Raw genomic sequence first — 19,269 nt, 5'->3', positions numbered from 1 at the left:
GAGAAGCATAATTGACTTTTTCTTAAATATTGATTAAAATTAAACTTTATGTTTAATAAACAACTCATTTTGATGGGAGCTAAAGCATGTCAAAAACAGGAAAATTTGCCGATTTGTTTGTTCGTAAAGAAGTTAATACAGATATGTTTAAGAAAACTGGGCTTGATAAAACCTTATCAGCCTTTAGTTTAACAACGATGGGGGTCGGCGCAATTGTTGGTGCGGGGATATTTATCACACCAGGAATTATTGCCGCTTCGTACAGTGGGCCAGGGGTATGGCTGTCCTATCTAGTTGCCGCGGTGGTCTGTTCCTTAGCAGCGTTATGTTATTCTGAGTTTTCTTCGACCATTCCATTGGCCGGAAGTGCCTATACCTATATTTATGCGGTATTCGGCGAGCTCATTGCTTGGATCCTCGGCTGGGCCCTCATTTCAGAATATTTATTTGCAGTTTCTTCGGTGGCGGTCAGTTGGTCGGCTTATTTTCAAAATGTTTTAGCTGGCTTCAATATTCACTTACCAGCGATTTTTCGGGCCGCCTATGGCACTGCTGGAAGTCCACGCGCCCTTTTCGACTTACCAGCATTCCTAATTACGATGATTATTGCCTACTTGTTGGTTCAAGGGGTGCGAGAATCTGCAAAAGTTAATGCTGTCATGGTTATTTTGAAGATCGCTGTGATTGTCTTATTCATCGTTGTCGCGGCGTTTTACATTCGTCCGACTAACTACAGCCCAATGTTACCTTTTGGCGCAAAAGGCGTGATCCGGGGCGCTGCTGTGGCGTTCTACGCCTATATAGGTTTCGATGCCGTTTCGACAGCCTCAGAAGAAGTTAAAAATCCTAAACGTGATATGCCCATTGGAATTGTCTCGTCATTGATTGTGGCATCGGTTCTTTATATCTTATTATCAGTAGTTTTGGTCGGAGTTGTGCATTACACAAAGTTAAACGTGGCTGATCCAGTTGCGTTTGCCCTGCATTTTATTCATCAAAACTGGGTCGCAGGAATCGTATCTTTGGGAGCGGTTGTTGGAATGACCACCGTTTTGATCGTGATGTTGTACGGGGGGACGCGCTTGATTTTTGCAATTAGTCGCGACGGTTTGTTGCCCAGTGCTTTGCATAAACTAAATCCGCAAACCCACGTACCAACGATTAATACGTGGGCGTTAGGCTTTATTGCCAGTGTTTTTGCCGGAATTATTCCGTTAACCAAAATTGCAGAATTAGTTAATATTGGGACGCTGTTCGCCTTTGCGATGGTTTCTCTTGGAGTCGTCTTTTTGCGAAAGGATCGCCGGTTCCGGGATTTGCCTAAGTCGTTTGAAGTTCCGTTTTATCCAGTGATTCCAATCATTTCGTTTCTGGCTTGTATCTACTTGATGCTTCAGCTAGCTTCATTTACTTGGATGATGTTTGGTATTTGGTTAGCAATTGGATTAATTGTTTACTTTGGTTATGGATTTTCACATAGTCATGCACGACAAAACGAAGAAAAATAACAAAAGGATTTCTGAAAAGTTGGTAAGCAATACTTACCGATGATTTCAGGAATCCTTTTTAAAATTTTAATAGCCGTTATTCAAATCGACCTTATTTTCGTAAACAGAACCAGTTTCCACAAAAGATTTTAAATTCGGCAAAAAAATGGCGTGCCAAGCACTTCCTAGATTTTCCATTTCAGACGAATAGTGGGGCGTCACCAACACATTTGGTAGTTCCCATAAAGGACTAGTATTAGGCAGGGGCTCTTCTTCAAAGACATCAAGCGCTGCATGCTGAACTTTATGATCTTGGATGGCCTGAATTAAGGCGTTAGTGTCAACCGACTTACCGCGACCAACGTTTACGAATAAGTACGTTTCGGGCAGAGCTTGGAAGAATTGATCATTAAAAAAGTGGGTAGTTTGATCAGTTAAAGGCATGATGTTGACGATCACATCGGTATGCGCAACGGCCTGTTGCCAATCCGATTGGGCATAAGTTTTATCAAACGACGAAACAGCATGGCCACTGCGATTTACGCCAATTGTCTTTGCATGAAAAGCTTTTAACAATCTAGCAAGTTCGGCACCGATGTGGCCCGTGCCAAAAATTGTCCACGTTGACTGACTTAAGGTGCGAATATTTGTAAACTCTGAATGTTCTGCCCAACGTTGTTTTTGACCGTTAGCCAGGACAGTGGGAAAATCGCGCGCAAAATACAAAGCGTATAGTAAAACGGTTTCTGAAATAGGGGTGGCATGCACGCCACTCATGTTACTGACCAAGATATTTCTTTGTTTGAGTTCAGCCAAGGGCAAATAATCAATCCCGGCACTGACAGTTTGAATCCATTTCAGATGACTATTGACAGCAGTTAAAACATTTTCAGATAAAGGTAACTGCCAACCAAGCATGATGGTGATGTTTGCGTAGTCGTCTGGCGTGATACTTTCCGGGGTAAAAATTTTAACGCCCAATTTCTGATAGGCAGCAACATCTAATTCTGAATTATGAGGTAAAATCAAAAGGTTTTCCAAAGTGTAATAACTCCTTTATAAAGTGGCTTGTAGTTAATTTTTCCGTTGCTTTCATGATATAATGATTTTTAACAATTAAGAAATTAAAAGACTTTTCAATTCTTGTGAGGGACTTAAAATGGGGAAAAACAGTTCAGCGGCACGAATTAGTATCTTAGGGTTGTTTGCGGCAATTATTATTTTACAAAATTACGTTCCAATGATTGGTTACTTGCCAGTTGGTCCGCTAAATATCACGACAATTCACATCACCGTGATTATTGCGGCGGTCGTTTTGGGCCCGGTCGATGGAGCTCTGGTCGGTGGTATTTGGGGAATTGTGGATTGGATTCGCGCACTGACAGTGACATCGAGTGCGTTAGGTAACATTGTGATGGTGAATCCGTTAATTTCCATCTTACCGCGAATTTTAATTGGTTTGATTGCAGGATGGCTATTTTCAAGGCTAGCCCGGAATAAAGATAAGCTCACCTTACCACTCATAATTAGTGGCATCGCTGGTTCATTAACCAATACGGTACTTGTTTTAGGTGGGATTGCGCTCTTTTTTGGAAACGGCTCGACTATTTTACATGCCATTAACTTTCAGGCATTGACGCCATACATTTTATTGGTGGCAGGCACCAACGGAATTCCCGAGGCCATTGCGGCCGCAATCTTGGTACCGTTAATTTCGGCGCCATTGCTTAAATATACGAAATTAGGTAGAGATCGGTTTAGATAAAGTTTTTTAAAAGAATGAAATAGAAAGATGGAGAAATTTGGCAAAACGAAAAAAACGACGAAAAACTAATTTTTTATTTAAAAAGGGAAAACTCCAGTTATCGGGAGTTATTTCGCTAGTTTTAATTTTTGGAATGGTCGTAGTTTTGGCAGTCCAACTAATTCCACGCATTTCCTTTTCAACTAATCAACCGGAGACAACTTTGAATACAACTAATCATCAAAAATTTATTCGGACCCTTGCACCTTATGCGCAAACGATGCACAGAAAATACGGGGTTTTGCCAAGTATTACGATTGCTCAGGCAATTTTAGAATCTGATTGGGGGACCAGTCAACTTTCTGATCGTTACAATAATTACTTTGGGATGAAAGGTACGATCTATCAGACAACCAAAGAAATGAAAACTCAGGAATTTACGAATGGCAAATGGGTGACTGTAACCGCTCGTTTTCGGGTGTATAATAGTTGGAAAGATTCTGTAAAGGATCACACGATGTTATTTGTGAACGGAACAAATTGGAATCGTGATCAGTACAAAGGCGTTTTGACAGCCAAAGATTATAAAACGGCTGCCCAAGCGCTGTACACGGCTGGTTACGCAACCGATCCAGATTATCCAAGCAAATTGATTGAATTAATTCAGAGTTACCAGTTAGAAAAATATGATCAACAATAAAACTATGTGGAGGCAAAATTGTGAAGTTATTAGAAGACCGTATTCGTAAAGAGGGAATTGTTCTCCCTCATGATGTTTTGAAAGTAGACAGCTTTTTGAATCATCAGGTAGATCCTGAACTCATGTTTGAAGTTGGTAAGGAGTTTGCAAAGTTGTTTGCAGATAAACCCATCACAAAGATTTTAACCGTGGAGTCTTCAGGAATTGCGCCTGCCGTAATGACCGGGTTGGCGATGCACGTGCCCGTTGTTTTTGCCCGGAAGCATAAAAGTCTAACCTTAACTGATGATTTATACACAGCGGATGTTTATTCTTACACAAAACAGACCACGAATAAGATTTCGATTGCTAAACGATTTATCGAACCAAACGATTCTGTCTTGATTATTGATGACTTCCTGGCTAACGGCCAAGCAGTGGAAGGCTTGTTAACAATTATTAAAGAGGCAAACATCGAAGTTCAAGGAATTGGAATTGTAATTGAAAAAACGTTCCAAAAAGGGCGGGCGTTGATTGAGAAACGGCAAATTCCGTTGGAAGCGTTAGCGCAAATCGCTAGTTTGGAAAATGGCCAAGTTCAATTCGTAAAATAGCCTTAAAAACAGGAAAACCACTTGCCAAGTAAGCCTGACAACAGTAATATGAAAAGTGAAGATAAAAATCGGAGTAAAAGATAAAAAGAATACTGCACGGCGAACAAGTGCATGAGAATGGGTGGTTTAAATGACAGTTTCGAATAACGCAATGCTATATCCTGGAGATACTTTGGGAATTGTTGGAGATAGTTCTAATGGTTCACAATTAATCACGGCAGCTCGTCGGTTAGGGCTGCGAGTGATTGCTTATGGTCCAAACGAAGTAAGTGAGACTATGCAATTGGCTGATGTCCATATTGTTGGGGCGCTTAATGATGGAAACAAGCTTCAGGAATTTGGCGAGAAATGTGATTCTGTGATTTACGAATCCGAACATGTAGATGTCCAAACCATTAAATATCTCGAGCAGTATACAAATATTCCTCAAGGAACCAACGGACTAGAAGTGACGCAAGATCGTTTGATTGAACGGGCATTTTTTGATCAACTAAATCTGAATTCAGCTCCTTATGCCACCGTAATTAGTTTGAGTGATATTTACGAATCTATAAATTCAATTGGCTATCCAAGTATCTTAAAGCCAATTCAAAAAAGTATGGAGAAAAATACAGAGCTCCGAATTAATACCCAGACGGATATTCCTGAAGCAGCTGACCTATTAAACGAACGAACTTACGTATTAGAATCCACTGTCGATGCTAAACAAGAGTTAGTGATCACCGTTGCTCAAGGAATGAACGGGGAACGCAAGATCTTTCCGATTGCAGAAAATATTTATGCTGAGGAACATTTAGTAGAGACCATCATGCCGGCAACGACTTCTAATGGTGTTCAAAATGAGCTTTTACGTATTGCCAATCAAATTGCTGATGAATTAGGCTACGTGGGTGTGTTCGAGATCTCATTTGCCATTACAGCTAATGAAGATATTTATGTTAAACGGATTGTGCCTTCTATTCATCGTCCGGGGTATGTGTTTAATCGCGCAACCAATGTGAGTGTCTTTGATCAACATTTGCGGGCCATTGCGGGGATGCCGTTAAGCGATATTAAGCTTTTTGTGCCAACCATTATGGTTAACTTTGATAAAGATCAAATGCAAGCGATTCGGACCCAGTGGAATATTAAGAACAATTGGTATTTCCATGTTTATGCCCAAAACAAGACGACTGAAAAAGAAACCCGTGCCGGTTATGTCTTGGTAGAAGCTAATTCAGTCCAACAAGCTCAAGAACAAATCGATAACACAGAGATTTGGACTAAGACCGTGATTGACTTTGAAAGCCTAGATTAATAATTTAAATGATTTGGAATCAAGATGGTGAATTAGGATCTTGATTCTTTTTTTGTAATTTTTTAAGAAGTCGAAGTAATTTTGGTTTTAGGGTCAAGTATTGCCGAGTTTTTGGTATAATTAGAACTGATTGAATTTTTCAGAACAAGAAATGGTTTTAGGATAGAGAGGATTGAAACTTTTGCCCGAAAATAGGTTATTAAAAGGTCTAAATGACAAGCAACAAGAGGCTGTTAAAGCAACTGAGGGTCCCTTATTAATTATGGCAGGTGCCGGTAGTGGTAAAACCCGTGTTTTGACACATCGGGTGGCTTATCTTATTGAAGAGAAGGCTGTTAATCCTTGGAATATTTTAGCAATCACCTTTACAAATAAGGCTGCTAAAGAAATGCGCGAACGAGTTATTAAACTGTTGGGAGCAACCGGATCCGATATATGGGTATCCACATTCCATGCTTTGTGTGTGCGTATTTTACGGGCAAACATTGACCAAATTGGATACAACCGGGCTTTTTCGATTGCCGACATGAGTGAGCAACGGACTTTAATGAAGCACATTGTGGCTGATTTAAACTACGATCCGAAGAAATTTGATCCCAAATCATTATTAGGAGCCATTTCAAACGCGAAAAACGATTTATTGACGCCAAGTGACTATAAGGCCAACGCTAAAACCCCGTTTGAAGTGGTTGTGGCGGCTGCTTATGAAGAATACCAACGGCGTTTGAAGATTAACCAGGCGTTGGATTTTGATGATCTCATCATGCAGACAATCACACTGTTTCAAAAGAATCCCGACACTTTGAGTTTCTATCAAAACAAATTCCACTATGTTCATGTGGATGAATATCAGGATACTAATCAGGCCCAATATACGTTAGTTAAGATGTTGGCTAAACGATTCAAAAATATTTGTGTGGTTGGGGATGCTGATCAGAGTATTTACGGTTGGCGAGGAGCTGACATGCAAAACATCCTGAACTTCGAAAAGGACTATAAAGATGCCCAGGTGATTTTGTTAGAGCAAAATTATCGCTCAACAAAGAAAATTTTGGATGCAGCTAATTCAGTGATTAAACACAACACAACGAGACGTCCTAAAAAATTGTGGACAGAAAATAATGATGGCGATGATATTACCTATTATCGGGGACAAAGTGAAAATGATGAAGTCCATTTCATTGTGCAACAAATTAAAAAGCAAATTGAAGACAATCATTATCAATTCGGCGACTTTGCTGTTTTGTATCGGACCAACGCTCAGTCACGAGCAGTTGAAGATACCTTTTTGAAATCAAGTGTTCCTTATACCATGGTTGGTGGGCATAAGTTCTATGACCGAAAAGAAATTCGCGATGTCTTAGCCTACTTAACATTGTTAGCTAATCCAGATGATTCGATGAGTTTTGAGCGGATTATTAATGAACCAAAACGAGGAATTGGAACTAGTTCAATTGAGAAATTAACTGATTTCGCAAACTATAATCATTGGTCATTATTTGAGGCTGCTCAAAATGTCGAGGTTGCTAATGATCTTGGCGGACGTGCTAAGAATGCGATTGACCAGTTTGCGGGCGTTATGACAGATCTTAAAAAGATGGCTGAATTCGTGCCAATCACCGATTTGACTGAGCAAGTTTTAGATAAAACAGGCTATCGGGCCGAATTGAAGAAATCGCGTTCTCTAGAAGCTGAGACGCGTTTGGAAAATATCGAAGAATTTTTGACGGTTACAAAACAGTTTGATGATAGCCATCAAGACGAAGAAGAAACAACTGCCGAGACCCGTTTGGCCGACTTTTTGGCTGATTTGGCGTTAGTTTCTGATCAAGATAGTGTTGAAGAAGAGCCATCAGCTGTGACCTTAATGACTTTGCATGCTGCTAAAGGCCTTGAATTTCCAGTTGTCTTTTTGATTGGAATGGAAGAGGGCATCTTCCCATTATCACGAGCTGTAATGGATGAGGATCAATTGGAAGAAGAACGGCGCTTAGCATACGTAGGAATCACCCGGGCCCAAAAGAAATTGTACATTTCCAATGCCTATTCACGCATGTTGTATGGCCGTCTTCAAAATAATCCCGCTTCGCGTTTTATTGAAGAAATCGATCCTGACGTTTTGGAATCAGCTAATCAAACGGCTGGGGCAACCCCAAATAGTTATGGCAATCGGCAAAAAGCTTATCCATTTGATCACAAGATGGAACGGGCGACGGCGACTACGTATCAGCAACCACAAGCTAAGCCACAGAAATATGTGGGAACAGGTGCTGACAAAGTGAGCTGGTCCGCTGGTGACAAGGTGCAACATAAGGCTTGGGGAACTGGGACAGTTGTTAAAGTAACTGGAAAAGGCGAAGATGCTGAATTAGATATTGCCTTTCCAGACCAAGGTGTCAAACGATTGTTGGCAGCATTTGCGCCAATTACCCGTTTGGATTAATAAAAATCTTAATTTTAAAGAAATAAATCGCATTTACAAAGGAAAGACCTTGACAGTTTTCTGGTTTAATCCTCATAATTCAGTAGTGAATTATGATTGAAACGGAGGAAGTACACGGTGAATCTAAAGAAAAGTTTGGTAGCAGTTGCGCTACTATTTAGTGCGTTGATCCTAGCATCTTGTGGTAATAGCAGTAATACGAGTTCCAGCTCAAGCAGTAAAAATGGAACGAGTACTAGCAGCACAAAAAGTGGCAGCTATCAGGTTACGGGTCAGACGAATAGTAGCCAGTATGCAGGGGTCATTAAAAATGGCAAGTATTTGACGAGTAAATCGCGTGGAGTGACTGTTAGTCAGAGCTCTGGTAATTTAATGAATTTAAAGAGCTTTGAAGCTGGGTTACAAGATATTTCCAAAAATGAATTTTCAACTTCAAAATACATTTTTCAAGAAGGCCAGTATTTAAGTAGTGACACTGTGAAAAATTGGTTAGGCCGAAAGTCTAAATCCAACGCAGATGGCTTAAATCCAGCCAGTAACGGTTCAACTACCCCAACGGGACGTAATCCGATTTATTTACAAAGTATGGAAGAGCAGGATTATGTTCAAAAAAGTGGTAGTAAACTAAAACTCAGTGGAATTACCATTGGATTAGCAATGAATTCAGTTGACTATTATCGAAAGACGACTTATGGCGCTGAATATCAGACTAACATTAGCGATGCCACTCTTGAAAAAGAGGGTAAAGCGATGGCTAAAGAAGTTTTGGCCCGATTGCGTAAGAAAAAGGGATTGGAAAATATCCCAATTGTGATTGCAGTCTATAAACAAGCTTCTAATGATAGTTTGGTTGGTGGAAACTTTGTAAGTTATTCCATAAATAAAGGGAATTCTATTGAGAAGTGGAAGGCGCTGGATATTAAAAATGTAGTCTTCCCACTAAAGTCAGATGAATCGGCACCTAACAGTAATGATTCAGATGCTTTCTCTAACTTCAAGTCAGAGGTCGAAAATTTCTTCCCTAATTTGAGTGGGGTTACGGCACAGGCTCAGTATAAGAATGGGTCGTTGCAAGGAATGAATGTGTCGGTGACGACGCAATTCTATAGTGAAACTGAGATTAATAGTTTTACGCAATTCTTGGCGGATCAGGCGGAGAAGTACTTGCCAAGTGGAGTGAAGATTGATATTACGGTGAGCTCAACGACGGATGGGGTGCAGAGTTTCTTGAGTCGTTCAAGTACGGCAAAGAGTTTCTCGACGCATGTGTTTGAAAGTTATTAAATAAAGAGTGGTTAAAAAGGCGTTTAGCTTCTGAGTATAGCCTAGATAACTAAATGATTCGGGTTAGGAATCGTTTAGTTATCGTAGCTAGACGGAAGAAGCTGCCTTTTTAAGCACGTTTCAAACAAAAAGAGTGTTCTCAAGAGGTGCTTAGCTTCTGAGCATAGCCTAGATAGTTGAATGATTCGGTTTAGGAATCGTTTGACTATTGTAGCTAAGCGGAAGAAGCTGCCTTTTTAAGCACGTTTCAAACAAAAAGAGTGTTCTCAAGAGGCGTTTAGCTTCTGAGTACTAGCCTAGATAACTGAATGATTCGGTTTAGGAATCGTTTGACTATCGTAGCTAAGCGGAAGAAGCTGCCTCAAGAGACACGTTTCAGCGAAAGCAGCAGAGCATTTCCACCCAAACAAACAGCTGCGAGATACACATTTCCAACAGTCTATGGATAAACGACACCTTAAAATATATAAGCAATTTATGTTAAAATAATTTGATAGATTTGAAAGAAGGATTACACATGGCAAACGAACAGAAGATTGACAAATCTCAAGTAGAACATGTTGCTAGCTTAGCTAAGTTAGAGTTTGACGATGCCGATTTGGGTAAATTCACCACGCAATTAGGCGATATTATGGATCTTTTCAATACCCTTAGCGCAGTGGATACAGACGGTGTTACGCCAACGTTCAGTGTGACGGATCAATTTAACACGATGCGTGAAGACGTTGCGGTTAACAGCCATGAAAAAGATGCCTTATTGAAAAACGCGCCCGATACTCAGGATGGTTACATTCGAGTTCCCGCAATTATTGATGAAAGCGAAGGGGCAAAGTAGATGAATTATTTTGATACAGATTTGACAACTTTGCATGAAAAGTTAGTCAATAAAGAAATCACCTCAGAACAATTGACAAAAGAAACCCTTGCAACAATTAAAGCAGACAACGACAAGTTGAATGCTTATATTACGATTGATGAAGAAGCGGCTTTGGCTGCAGCTAAAGTCGTTGACGAAAAAGGAATTGACGCAGATAATCTCTGGGCCGGAATTCCCATCGCCATCAAAGATAATATTGTGACAAAGGGTTTGAAAACAACTGCTGCTTCAAAAATGTTGGAGAACTTCAATCCAATTTATGATGCTACAGTTATCGAGAAACTCCGTGCCAATGATGTGGTTATTATTGGAAAAACCAACCTAGATGAGTTTGCAATGGGTGGTTCAACAGAAACTTCTTACTTTAAGACTACCCATAATCCTTGGAACTTGAGTAAAGTGCCTGGTGGTTCTTCGGGTGGTTCGGCCACAACTGTTTCCGCTGGTGGCGTATTGGCTGCTTTAGGAACAGATACTGGTGGTTCAATTCGGCAACCAGCTTCATTTACTGGAGTTGTTGGTGTAAAACCAACCTATGGACGAGTTTCTCGTTGGGGAATTATTGCCTTTGGTTCAAGTTTGGATCAAGTGGGTCCTTTCACGCGAACCGTTAAAGATAATGCTGCTTTATTAAATATTATTGCTGGTCATGATGACCACGATTTGACGAGTTCTGACAAGGCCGTTCCTGATTTCACAGCCGGTTTAGATGGCTCTGTTAAAGGGATGCGCATCGCTCTTCCTAAAGAATACTTAGGCGACGGTGTTGACGAAAACGTCAAGAAGGCCGTTTTGGATGCTGCTAATACATTCAAAACCCTTGGAGCAACAGTTGACGAAGTGTCATTACCAAACAGTAAGTACGGAATTGCTGCATACTACATCATCAGTTCTTCAGAAGCTTCTTCAAATTTACAAAGATTTGATGGAATTCGTTACGGTTACCGTGCCGAAGATGTTAAGAATTTGGAAGATGTTTATGTGCGTTCCCGTTCTGAGGGGTTTGGCGATGAAGTTAAACGCCGGATCATGTTGGGAACTTATTCATTGTCAGCTGGTTTCTATGATGCATACTTCCGCAAGGCTGCTGAAGTCCGGACATTAATGATTAATGACTTTAAGAAAGTATTTGAAGATCATGATTTCATTATTGGACCAACTGCACCAACCCCAGCCTTTGGAATTGGTGAAGATTCCAATGATCCAAAGAAAATGTATATGAATGATGTTTTGACAGTCCCAGTCAACATGGCCGGTTTGCCCGGAATGTCCTTACCAGCAGGCTTTAGTAATGGCTTGCCAGTTGGTTTGCAGATTATTGCCAAACCATTTGATGAACAAACTTTGTATCGTGCTGGCTATGCATTTGAACAAGCAACTGACTTTCACAAAGAAACTCCAGAGATTGGGGGAGACAAATAATGAATTTTCAAACGACAATCGGACTTGAAGTCCATGTTGAATTAAAAACAAACTCAAAAATCTTTAGTCCTTCTCCCGTAGCTTTTGGTGATGATCCCAATGCCAATACCAACGTAATTGATTGGGGTTATCCTGGTGTTTTACCAACGACCAATAAAGGAGTAGTTGAGTCTGGCATTAAAGCAGCTCTTGCTTTGCATGCGGAAGTTGAACAACATAACCATTTTGACCGTAAAAATTACTTCTATCCTGATAATCCAAAGGCTTACCAAATTACCCAGGCCGACAAACCCATCGCCCATGATGGTTGGATTGAAATCGAAGTTGATGGCGAAAAGAAAAAAATCGGAATTGCCGAAATGCATATTGAAGAAGATGCGGGTAAAAATACCCATAATCCCAATGGCTATTCGTTCGTCGATTTAAACCGTCAGGGAACGCCATTAATCGAAATTGTTTCTAAACCAGATATTGCTTCACCTGATGAAGCTTATGCTTACCTTGAAGCTTTACGCCAACGGGTTCAGTTTACCGGTGTGTCTGATGTGAAGATGGAAGAAGGATCTATGCGAGTTGATGTTAACATTTCAATTCGTCCTTATGGATCCGACAAATATGGAACCAAAACAGAAATCAAAAACTTGAACTCGTTTAATTACGTTCGTAAGGGTCTTGCTTATGAAGAAAAACGACAACAACAAGTTTTGATGTCTGGTGGGACTATCCAACAAGAAACCCGCCGTTTTGATGAAACCACTGGCCAAACAGTTTTGATGCGGGTTAAAGAGGGTGCTGATGATTATCGGTATTTCCCAGAACCTGATTTACCTGCTTTAGCAATCAGTGATGACTGGATTAAATCAATTGAAGACAGTATGCCAGAAATGCCTGGAAAACGTCGTGAACGTTACGTCAAAGAACTTGGATTGAAAGATTACGATGCCATGGTTTTGACGCAGACCAAGGAAATGTCAGATTTCTTTGATGCAACTGTTAAAAATGGTGCGGATGCTAAAATGACAGCCAACTATTTGATGGGTGATGTGAATGCTTATCTGAATGATCAACAAGTTGATTTGCAGGATACAAAACTCACACCGGAGAACTTGGCGGCCATGATCAAAATGATCAGTGATGGCACGATTTCTACAAAGATTGCCAAAAAAGTTTTCAAAGCCATTACTCAAGGTGAAGAACCCGTTGCTTGGGTTAAGAGCAAGGGATTGATTCAACTTTCTGATCCTGCCCAGTTGGAGCCAATTATCAAAGGAGTTGTTGATGATAATCAGCAATCAGTTGATGACTTTAAAAACGGTAAAGATCGTGCAGTTGGTTACTTGGTAGGTCAAGTTATGAAACAAACTCATGGCCAGGCCAATCCTAAGGTTGTTAACCAGATTTTGATGGCTGAGTTGAAGAGTCGTTAAAACGGGGTTAGCTGTGATTTGTATAAACGTGTTGAAAAAGCCAGCTTCTTCCGCTTAGCTACGATAGGCAAACGATTCCTAGTGCGAATCATTTGCCTATCTAGGCTATACTCGGAAGCTGAACGGCTTTTGCAACACTCTCGGAGGAAACACAAATGAAAAAAAGAGCTCGGGTCATTTACAACCCAACTTCAGGACGCGAAGTTTTAAAACAAAGCATGATCGACATCTTGAATATTTTAGAAGAAGCTGGTTTTGAAGCAAGCGCCTATGCCACCACGCCTGAACCGAAATCTGCCGAAAATGAGGCCCGACGCGCTGCTAAAGCTGGGTTTGATCTAGTCGTGGCTGCCGGTGGCGATGGAACCATTAATGAGGTCGTCAACGGGATTGCAGACTTGCATTTTCGGCCAATGATGGCTATCATTCCAGCAGGGACTACAAATGATTATGCCCGAGCTTTGAAAATTCCTCGGGAAGATCCTGTGGCGGCTGCTAAAGTGGTCTTGAAAGATCAACGGATCAAGATGGACATCGGGAAAGCCGGTGAAAACTACTTTATTAACATTGCCGCGGGTGGTTTGCTCACTGAGCTAACTTATGATGTCCCTTCAAATATGAAGAGTATCTTTGGGTACTTAGCTTATTTGGTAAAAGGGGCAGAGTTACTTCCCCAAATCAAACCAGTTGATATGGACATCGAATACGATGGTGAACATTTTAACGGAAAAGCCTCAATGTTCTTTTTAGCGCTGACAAATTCAATCGGTGGGTTCGAACAGATTGTGCCGGATGCTTCATTGGATGATGGGCGTTTCACGCTAATTATCGTCAAGGCCTCGAATTTGGTTTCGATTCTTCATTTGATGGTTAAAGCCTTAAATGGAAATCATATGAATGATCCTCGGATTATTTATCGCAAACCAAAACGAGTTAAAGTTAACCCGGTAAATGATCGAGTTATGGTGAACATTGATGGTGAGTACGGTGGGGATGCACCGATGGTCTTCAAAAACTTGCATAAGCATATTGAGATGTTTGCCAATTTGGACAAGATTCCAGATGATGCTTACGATTTGTCGGAGCCAAAAGTGACAAAGGCTGAAGAGAACTTTATTAAACAGGTTAAAAAACTTCCTGAAGACGATACTGAAGAGACGGATCAGGATAAAAAATAAGTAAGAAGCCGTCCTTGGGCGTGATGGAAGAATTAGTGATGACGTGTCACTAGCACCATGATTCAATGGGACGGTTTTGTGGATTTTACTGAAGAAAAGAAAAATGAGGAAAAATATGAAATTTAGAGCACCAGTTTCAAAGAACGAAACGTATGACGTTACAATTATGGATTTAACTTACCAAGGAATGGGAGTCGCAAAAATTGATAGTTTTCCAATTTTTGTTGCCAACAGTTTGCCTGGTGAAGAAATTGTGATGAAGGTTACCAAAGTTGCAAAGACCTATGCATTTGGCCGGGTGATGGAATGGAAATCAAAGAGTCCAGACCGAGTTGAAGATAAAGACGCCCAATATACACAAACAGGGATCGCGCCTTTACAACATTTAGCTTATCCAGCCCAATTGGAATTTAAACAGCACCAGATTCAAGAGTTGTTTTATAAAGTACATCTCAATTCAGTTGAAGTGAGTCCTACAATTGGAATGGACAAACCTTATGGCTACCGAAACAAGGCCCAGATCCCCGTTCGAAGTGTGAATGGCCAATTAACAACTGGTTTTTACCGTCGTAACAGCCATGATTTGGTACCAATGGAAGATTTCTATATCCAAGATCCTGAAATTGATAAAGCTATCGTGGTGGTTAGAGATATTTTAAGAAAGTACCATACTGCGCCATACAACGAAGAAAATCATACTGGTGTTATTAAAACAATCATGGTTCGTCGTGGCCATTATTCTCATGAAATGATGATTGTTTTGATCACACGTGCGAAGAAGATTCCAATGAACTTTGAAATCACGGAAGAGATTCGCAAACAATTACCAGAAGTTAAGAGCATTATTCAAAATGTGAATGCTGCTCAAACCAACGTTTTAATGGGTAAAGAAGAAAAAATTCTCTGGGGTAGTGCAGTTATTCATGATACCTTGTTGGGTCAAAACTTTGCCATTTCAGCTGATTCTTTCTATCAGGTTAACCCTGTACAAACAGAAAAGCTTTATGAGCTGGCAATTAAAAAGGCTGGCTTGACCGGTAATGAAACCGTGATTGATGCTTATTGTGGAATCGGAACAATTTCATTAGCAATGGCACAACATGCCAAAACAGTTTACGGTGTTGAGATTGTTGATAAGGCGATCCAAGATGCTAAAATCAACGCTAAATTAAACAAGATTCATAACGTGAAATTCTTCACAGGTAAAGCTGAGGAACAAATGGACAAATGGCAACATGATGGTTTGGAACCGGATGTGATTGTCGTGGATCCTCCACGTAAAGGTTTAGCACCAGAGTTTATTACTGCTGCTACTGCCATGACACCTAAAAAGGTGGTTTATGTCAGCTGTAATCCATCAACATTGGTCCGTGATGTCCAATTATTCATGGAAAATGGTTATCATGTGGATCAACCAGTAGTTCCAATCGATCAATTCCCACAAACACCACACGTGGAAAGTGTCACCGTGTTAGTGAAAGATTAATAGTATAATAATATTAATTGAAGTTGGCAGAGAAACATTCTGTCAACTTTTTAATTGTTTTGATTTTATTAACGATTTTTCGAGGAGGATACACATGTCTAAATATACGAGACACTACCCTGAAATAAAAGAACATTGGGATACAAATATAGAATTCATTAAATCTTCAGTAATTAATTTTGATAATGGAAACGAAAAAGAAGCTAGAAGAATAGCATTAGCTTTGCGTATACTGTTTCATGAAACAGCCCGGTCGAAATCAATATACAATCAAATCGATGGGAAATTAGCTTTTAAATCAGCAGCAAATATTTATAGTCCGGCAAATTTAGTATCATCATGGAATTTATTAGCTTTATCTATGGGGCCGGAGGGTATAAAGTATATTCCAAATTTAGATCAACAGACCAGAAATTTCTATATGATGTTTGAGGATTGGTGGCATGAAATTATTTTTGATGATAAAAAGAATTTATTTTCAAGGAAAGATATTATATTATTTGTTGCAAATAAAGATGGAGGAGCACATTTAGATCCTGAAATTCCAGAAAAATATGCGCAATTAGAAATTAATAATTCACTCGGATTTACGGATGAAAATGGAAACAAGCCACAAAACAATCCAATATATCAATCGATAAGAGTAATTGCTCAGGAGGTGATGGATTCATTAGAACTTTGTAGCAAAGGGAATCTGTTGAAATCCGTTCAAAATGAACATAAAGTGGAAATGAGATATAGAGATGCAAGTGGAAATGAAAGATATCCGTGGTCTTCAACGGAATTTACATATTCTGTTGAAACGGCAGCAATAGTTGAAAAGGATAAAAAATCAAAACGTCGTTTATATAATTTAAAATACGGTAGCATGAAATCAGTAAGCTTCATAGGAGAATAAGATTTTGGTTCGTTTTGCCGTTGAAATTTTTTCTTTAGCGGATGAGGCGTTTTTTAATGAAAAATTTCGATTAATAAGTGTATTCTTTATTTCACATTAATAAAAAAGCAGATTAGGTCTCACAGAAGCACCCGCCACACGGGGGCAAACTTCTGGAAATCTGATCTGCTTTTATTTCAATCGATAATATCTAGTAGTTAAGTAGTAAACGGGGATACCTAGTAGGGTGATTAAAATACCAATCGCTGCCAACCAAACCTGAGTTACGACGGTTGTCACCAAGATGAAGATTCCACCAAGGATGGCAATGGCCGGGATGACAGGATAGCCTGGCACCCGATATGGCCGTTCTAAATCTGGTTCACGTTTTCGAAGAATGAACACGGCGATGAAGAGCAAGACGCTAAAGATCCACATCACAAAGACCAACATATCTGTTAATAAATCAAAACTTCCGAGCAACATCATCAACGCAGCAATCACAAACTGTAAAGTGCCCGCTCCATAAGGGGCACCGGAATGGCGGCCTACTTTGCGAATGAACTTGCTAAAAGGGAGGGTTTGCTCCTCGGCCATAGCGAGTGGAACACGCATACCAGTCATGGTATAGCCATTAATCGCCCCATATACGGAAATCAGAATACCAATTGTCACGAGTTTTCCGCCCAGAGCGCCAAACAAGTGAATGGCTGACTCAGAAGCGGCGTTTAAATTTCCGGCAATATCTGTGATCGGTAAAGTTTTCAAGAAAACTAAATTAATTAGCGTATAGATGACAGTAATTAGTGCCAAACCCCAGCCAATCGCGCGAGGCAAATCTTTTTTAGGATTTTTCATTTCGCCGGCAATTGCCCCCACGCCCAGCCAGCCATCATAAGCAAACATGGCTGCTAACAAGCCGCTGCTAAAGGCGCCGGCCAAACCGGTATGTGAGGAGAGATGGGTTGGGATGAAATGAAGGGCCACATTTCCAGGTGTGAATAAACCAACGACCACGATCACAATAATGGGAATAAGTTTGATGATTAGTGTCCCGGATTGCAAACGGCTTGCGGCTTTAGCTCCCAGAAAGTTAATTAAAGTAATCGACAATCCAGAAATTAAAGCGATGGGCAAACTGATCTGCGAGTTTAAATGGAAGAGATCTACAACTTGAGTGCCAAATACGATCGACAAGGCCGCAATGTTAGCGGGAAAGTAGATGAGACTTTGCGCCCAGCCAAACAGATAGGCAGGTAGTTTTCCATAAGTATATTCTAAGTATTTAACGGCGCCTCCAGTTAAGGGGATGGCAGCGGCCAATTCTGCACTGGTTAAGCCAGCACAGATGGTCAACAAGCCACCGAGAAACCAAACTAGTAGGGTCAAACCGGCCGATTGCGTGGATTCCACGACACTCGCTACTTTGAAGAAGACCCCGCCACCAATGACGGTTCCCATGACGGTCGCTAGGGCCGCAAAGGTACCAACTTCTTTTTTTAAGCCATCGTTTTCTTGTTGCATGGGCATGTTCTCCTCTGTTTTTCAGTAATCGTATTATTATAGCAGAAACGCCGGGGGATATAAATGTCTGAAACTCAAGCAAAATGGTTTTGGTGTACAATAGACAGAAAAGTAGCGGTGAGGGATGAATTGATTTGGCCCGAGAAGATATCAAACCGATTTATAGCAACACCTATAAACGAAAACGAAAATTTAATTGGAAAAAATGGCTCTTCGTGCTTCTGATTTTGATTGCAATTGGCTCAGGAATGGCCGGATGGCATCTGTGGCGTGTGCATCAAACACAAACGTTGCAGCAATATCCAATTCGGGGTATCAGTGTGTCGCAGCAGGACGGCTTCGTGGATTTTGAAGGCGTCAAAAAAGCTGGGATGTCATTTGCCTATTTGCGAAGTACCAGTGGGACCACTTATTTTGATGATAATTTCACAGCCAATTATGATCGAATCCAAGGCGCAGAGTTAAAAATTGGAGTTTATATGATGTTTAGCTTCAGTAAGTCGGCCAAGGAGCAAGTTAAGTATTTCGAAGAAAAGGTGGGGCACAAGGTTGGCAATTTGCCAATTGCGGTTCAAGTAGCCTATTACGGCGATTATGCGAATAATCCGCCTAACAAAGCTAAGCAGGGGAAACAATTACGGGAGTTGACACGGGAGCTGGCTAACTATTATGCCACCCCGTGTGTGATTTGGACGACACCGACGATTGCCAAACAAATGATTACGCCGTATCTTTCAGATAGTCGTCAGTGGCTAGTTGTGAAGAATTTAACGGCATTGCGGAAACGAAAAATCGACAGTCAAACTGAATTTGTGCAATATAGTGACGGGGCCGATCTCAAAGTTGATGGTCAAAAAACGAGTTTCACGACTTCAGTATTTACTGGTAAAAAACAAACTTGGCGAGAAATTGAGTAAAGAAAGACCCTGT

Annotated in this window: 16 protein-coding genes; 14 read left to right on the top strand and 2 right to left on the bottom strand. The window is 40.6% G+C overall.

What is annotated here, in order from left to right:
• The first annotated feature begins 86 nt into the window (after nt 1-86).
• The gene (locus tag ACLHK8_RS03665; protein ID WP_057771921.1) at nt 87-1,508 is read left to right on the top strand and encodes an APC family permease; all 1,422 of its coding nucleotides are present in this window, start codon (nt 87-89) and stop codon (nt 1,506-1,508) included.
• A gap of 66 nt (nt 1,509-1,574) precedes the next feature.
• On the opposite strand, the gene ACLHK8_RS03660 is transcribed toward ACLHK8_RS03665, so the two are convergent.
• A complete protein-coding gene (locus tag ACLHK8_RS03660) occupies nt 1,575-2,528 on the bottom strand; it encodes an NAD(P)-dependent oxidoreductase (RefSeq protein ID WP_320531908.1) in 954 nt (317 codons plus the stop codon).
• A gap of 118 nt (nt 2,529-2,646) precedes the next feature.
• Between ACLHK8_RS03660 and ACLHK8_RS03655 the strand changes: the two genes are divergently transcribed.
• The 12 genes from ACLHK8_RS03655 to ACLHK8_RS03600 all read left to right on the top strand — a co-directional run bounded on the left by ACLHK8_RS03655 (nt 2,647) and on the right by ACLHK8_RS03600 (nt 16,836).
• Nucleotides 2,647-3,252 (top strand): ECF transporter S component, encoded by a 606-nt coding sequence (locus ACLHK8_RS03655; protein WP_320531907.1) that lies wholly within the window; start codon nt 2,647-2,649, stop codon nt 3,250-3,252.
• A gap of 37 nt (nt 3,253-3,289) precedes the next feature.
• Nucleotides 3,290-3,931, top strand: coding sequence for a glycoside hydrolase family 73 protein (locus ACLHK8_RS03650; RefSeq protein WP_057771932.1), 642 nt, complete (start codon nt 3,290-3,292; stop codon nt 3,929-3,931).
• 20 nt (nt 3,932-3,951) lie between these two features.
• Nucleotides 3,952-4,524 (top strand): xanthine phosphoribosyltransferase, encoded by a 573-nt coding sequence (locus ACLHK8_RS03645; protein ID WP_063698121.1) that lies wholly within the window; start codon nt 3,952-3,954, stop codon nt 4,522-4,524.
• A 130-nt stretch (nt 4,525-4,654) separates the two neighbouring features.
• Nucleotides 4,655-5,821, top strand: a complete 1,167-nt coding sequence (locus ACLHK8_RS03640) for an ATP-grasp domain-containing protein (protein ID WP_057771936.1) — start codon at nt 4,655-4,657, stop codon at nt 5,819-5,821.
• A gap of 181 nt (nt 5,822-6,002) precedes the next feature.
• Nucleotides 6,003-8,264, top strand: a complete 2,262-nt coding sequence (pcrA, locus tag ACLHK8_RS03635) for a DNA helicase PcrA (RefSeq protein ID WP_434520415.1) — start codon at nt 6,003-6,005, stop codon at nt 8,262-8,264.
• 117 nt (nt 8,265-8,381) lie between these two features.
• Nucleotides 8,382-9,548: a CamS family sex pheromone protein gene (locus tag ACLHK8_RS03630; protein WP_323707295.1), complete on the top strand. Its 1,167-nt coding sequence runs from the start codon at nt 8,382-8,384 to the stop codon at nt 9,546-9,548.
• 517 nt (nt 9,549-10,065) lie between these two features.
• Nucleotides 10,066-10,383: an Asp-tRNA(Asn)/Glu-tRNA(Gln) amidotransferase subunit GatC gene (gene gatC / locus ACLHK8_RS03625; RefSeq protein ID WP_057771941.1), complete on the top strand. Its 318-nt coding sequence runs from the start codon at nt 10,066-10,068 to the stop codon at nt 10,381-10,383.
• Nucleotides 10,384-11,847, top strand: coding sequence for an Asp-tRNA(Asn)/Glu-tRNA(Gln) amidotransferase subunit GatA (gene gatA, locus ACLHK8_RS03620; protein WP_323707296.1), 1,464 nt, complete (start codon nt 10,384-10,386; stop codon nt 11,845-11,847). It begins immediately after the preceding gene.
• Nucleotides 11,847-13,274 carry an Asp-tRNA(Asn)/Glu-tRNA(Gln) amidotransferase subunit GatB gene (gene gatB, locus ACLHK8_RS03615; RefSeq protein ID WP_057771945.1) on the top strand — a complete coding sequence of 476 codons (1,428 nt, stop codon included), beginning with the start codon at nt 11,847-11,849 and terminating at the stop codon, nt 13,272-13,274. The genes gatA and gatB overlap by 1 nt, the downstream gene beginning before the upstream one ends.
• Nucleotides 13,275-13,429: 155 nt before the next feature.
• Nucleotides 13,430-14,452, top strand: a complete 1,023-nt coding sequence (locus ACLHK8_RS03610; RefSeq protein WP_434520414.1) for a diacylglycerol kinase — start codon at nt 13,430-13,432, stop codon at nt 14,450-14,452.
• Between the two features lie 115 nt (nt 14,453-14,567).
• Nucleotides 14,568-15,938, top strand: coding sequence for a 23S rRNA (uracil(1939)-C(5))-methyltransferase RlmD (gene rlmD / locus ACLHK8_RS03605; RefSeq protein WP_320531902.1), 1,371 nt, complete (start codon nt 14,568-14,570; stop codon nt 15,936-15,938).
• Between the two features lie 94 nt (nt 15,939-16,032).
• Nucleotides 16,033-16,836 carry a hypothetical protein gene (locus ACLHK8_RS03600; RefSeq protein WP_320531901.1) on the top strand — a complete coding sequence of 268 codons (804 nt, stop codon included), beginning with the start codon at nt 16,033-16,035 and terminating at the stop codon, nt 16,834-16,836.
• 171 nt (nt 16,837-17,007) lie between these two features.
• Here ACLHK8_RS03600 and ACLHK8_RS03595 read toward each other — a convergent pair whose 3' ends face one another.
• Nucleotides 17,008-18,339, bottom strand: a complete 1,332-nt coding sequence (locus ACLHK8_RS03595; protein WP_323707298.1) for an APC family permease — start codon at nt 18,337-18,339, stop codon at nt 17,008-17,010.
• A gap of 134 nt (nt 18,340-18,473) precedes the next feature.
• Here ACLHK8_RS03595 and ACLHK8_RS03590 point away from each other — a divergent pair, with 134 nt between their 5' ends.
• Nucleotides 18,474-19,256, top strand: coding sequence for a GH25 family lysozyme (locus tag ACLHK8_RS03590; RefSeq protein ID WP_434520413.1), 783 nt, complete (start codon nt 18,474-18,476; stop codon nt 19,254-19,256).
• Nucleotides 19,257-19,269 lie beyond the last annotated feature (13 nt).

The sequence above is a fragment of the Pediococcus sp. M21F004 genome, from assembly GCF_051122535.1.
Taxonomy (GTDB): Bacteria; Bacillota; Bacilli; order Lactobacillales; family Lactobacillaceae; genus Pediococcus; species Pediococcus inopinatus.
This window is presented reverse-complemented; position numbering and strand designations above follow the sequence as displayed.

Coding starts and splice junctions, on each gene's coding strand:
- ACLHK8_RS03665 (WP_057771921.1), top strand. CDS start 87: ATGTCAAAAACAGGAAAATTTGCCGATTTGTTTGTTCGTAAAGAAGTT.
- ACLHK8_RS03655 (WP_320531907.1), top strand. CDS start 2,647: ATGGGGAAAAACAGTTCAGCGGCACGAATTAGTATCTTAGGGTTGTTT.
- ACLHK8_RS03640 (WP_057771936.1), top strand. CDS start 4,655: ATGACAGTTTCGAATAACGCAATGCTATATCCTGGAGATACTTTGGGA.
- gatC (WP_057771941.1), top strand. CDS start 10,066: ATGGCAAACGAACAGAAGATTGACAAATCTCAAGTAGAACATGTTGCT.
- gatA (WP_323707296.1), top strand. CDS start 10,384: ATGAATTATTTTGATACAGATTTGACAACTTTGCATGAAAAGTTAGTC.
- gatB (WP_057771945.1), top strand. CDS start 11,847: ATGAATTTTCAAACGACAATCGGACTTGAAGTCCATGTTGAATTAAAA.
- ACLHK8_RS03610 (WP_434520414.1), top strand. CDS start 13,430: ATGAAAAAAAGAGCTCGGGTCATTTACAACCCAACTTCAGGACGCGAA.
- rlmD (WP_320531902.1), top strand. CDS start 14,568: ATGAAATTTAGAGCACCAGTTTCAAAGAACGAAACGTATGACGTTACA.
- ACLHK8_RS03600 (WP_320531901.1), top strand. CDS start 16,033: ATGTCTAAATATACGAGACACTACCCTGAAATAAAAGAACATTGGGAT.
- ACLHK8_RS03595 (WP_323707298.1), bottom strand. CDS start 18,339: ATGCAACAAGAAAACGATGGCTTAAAAAAAGAAGTTGGTACCTTTGCG.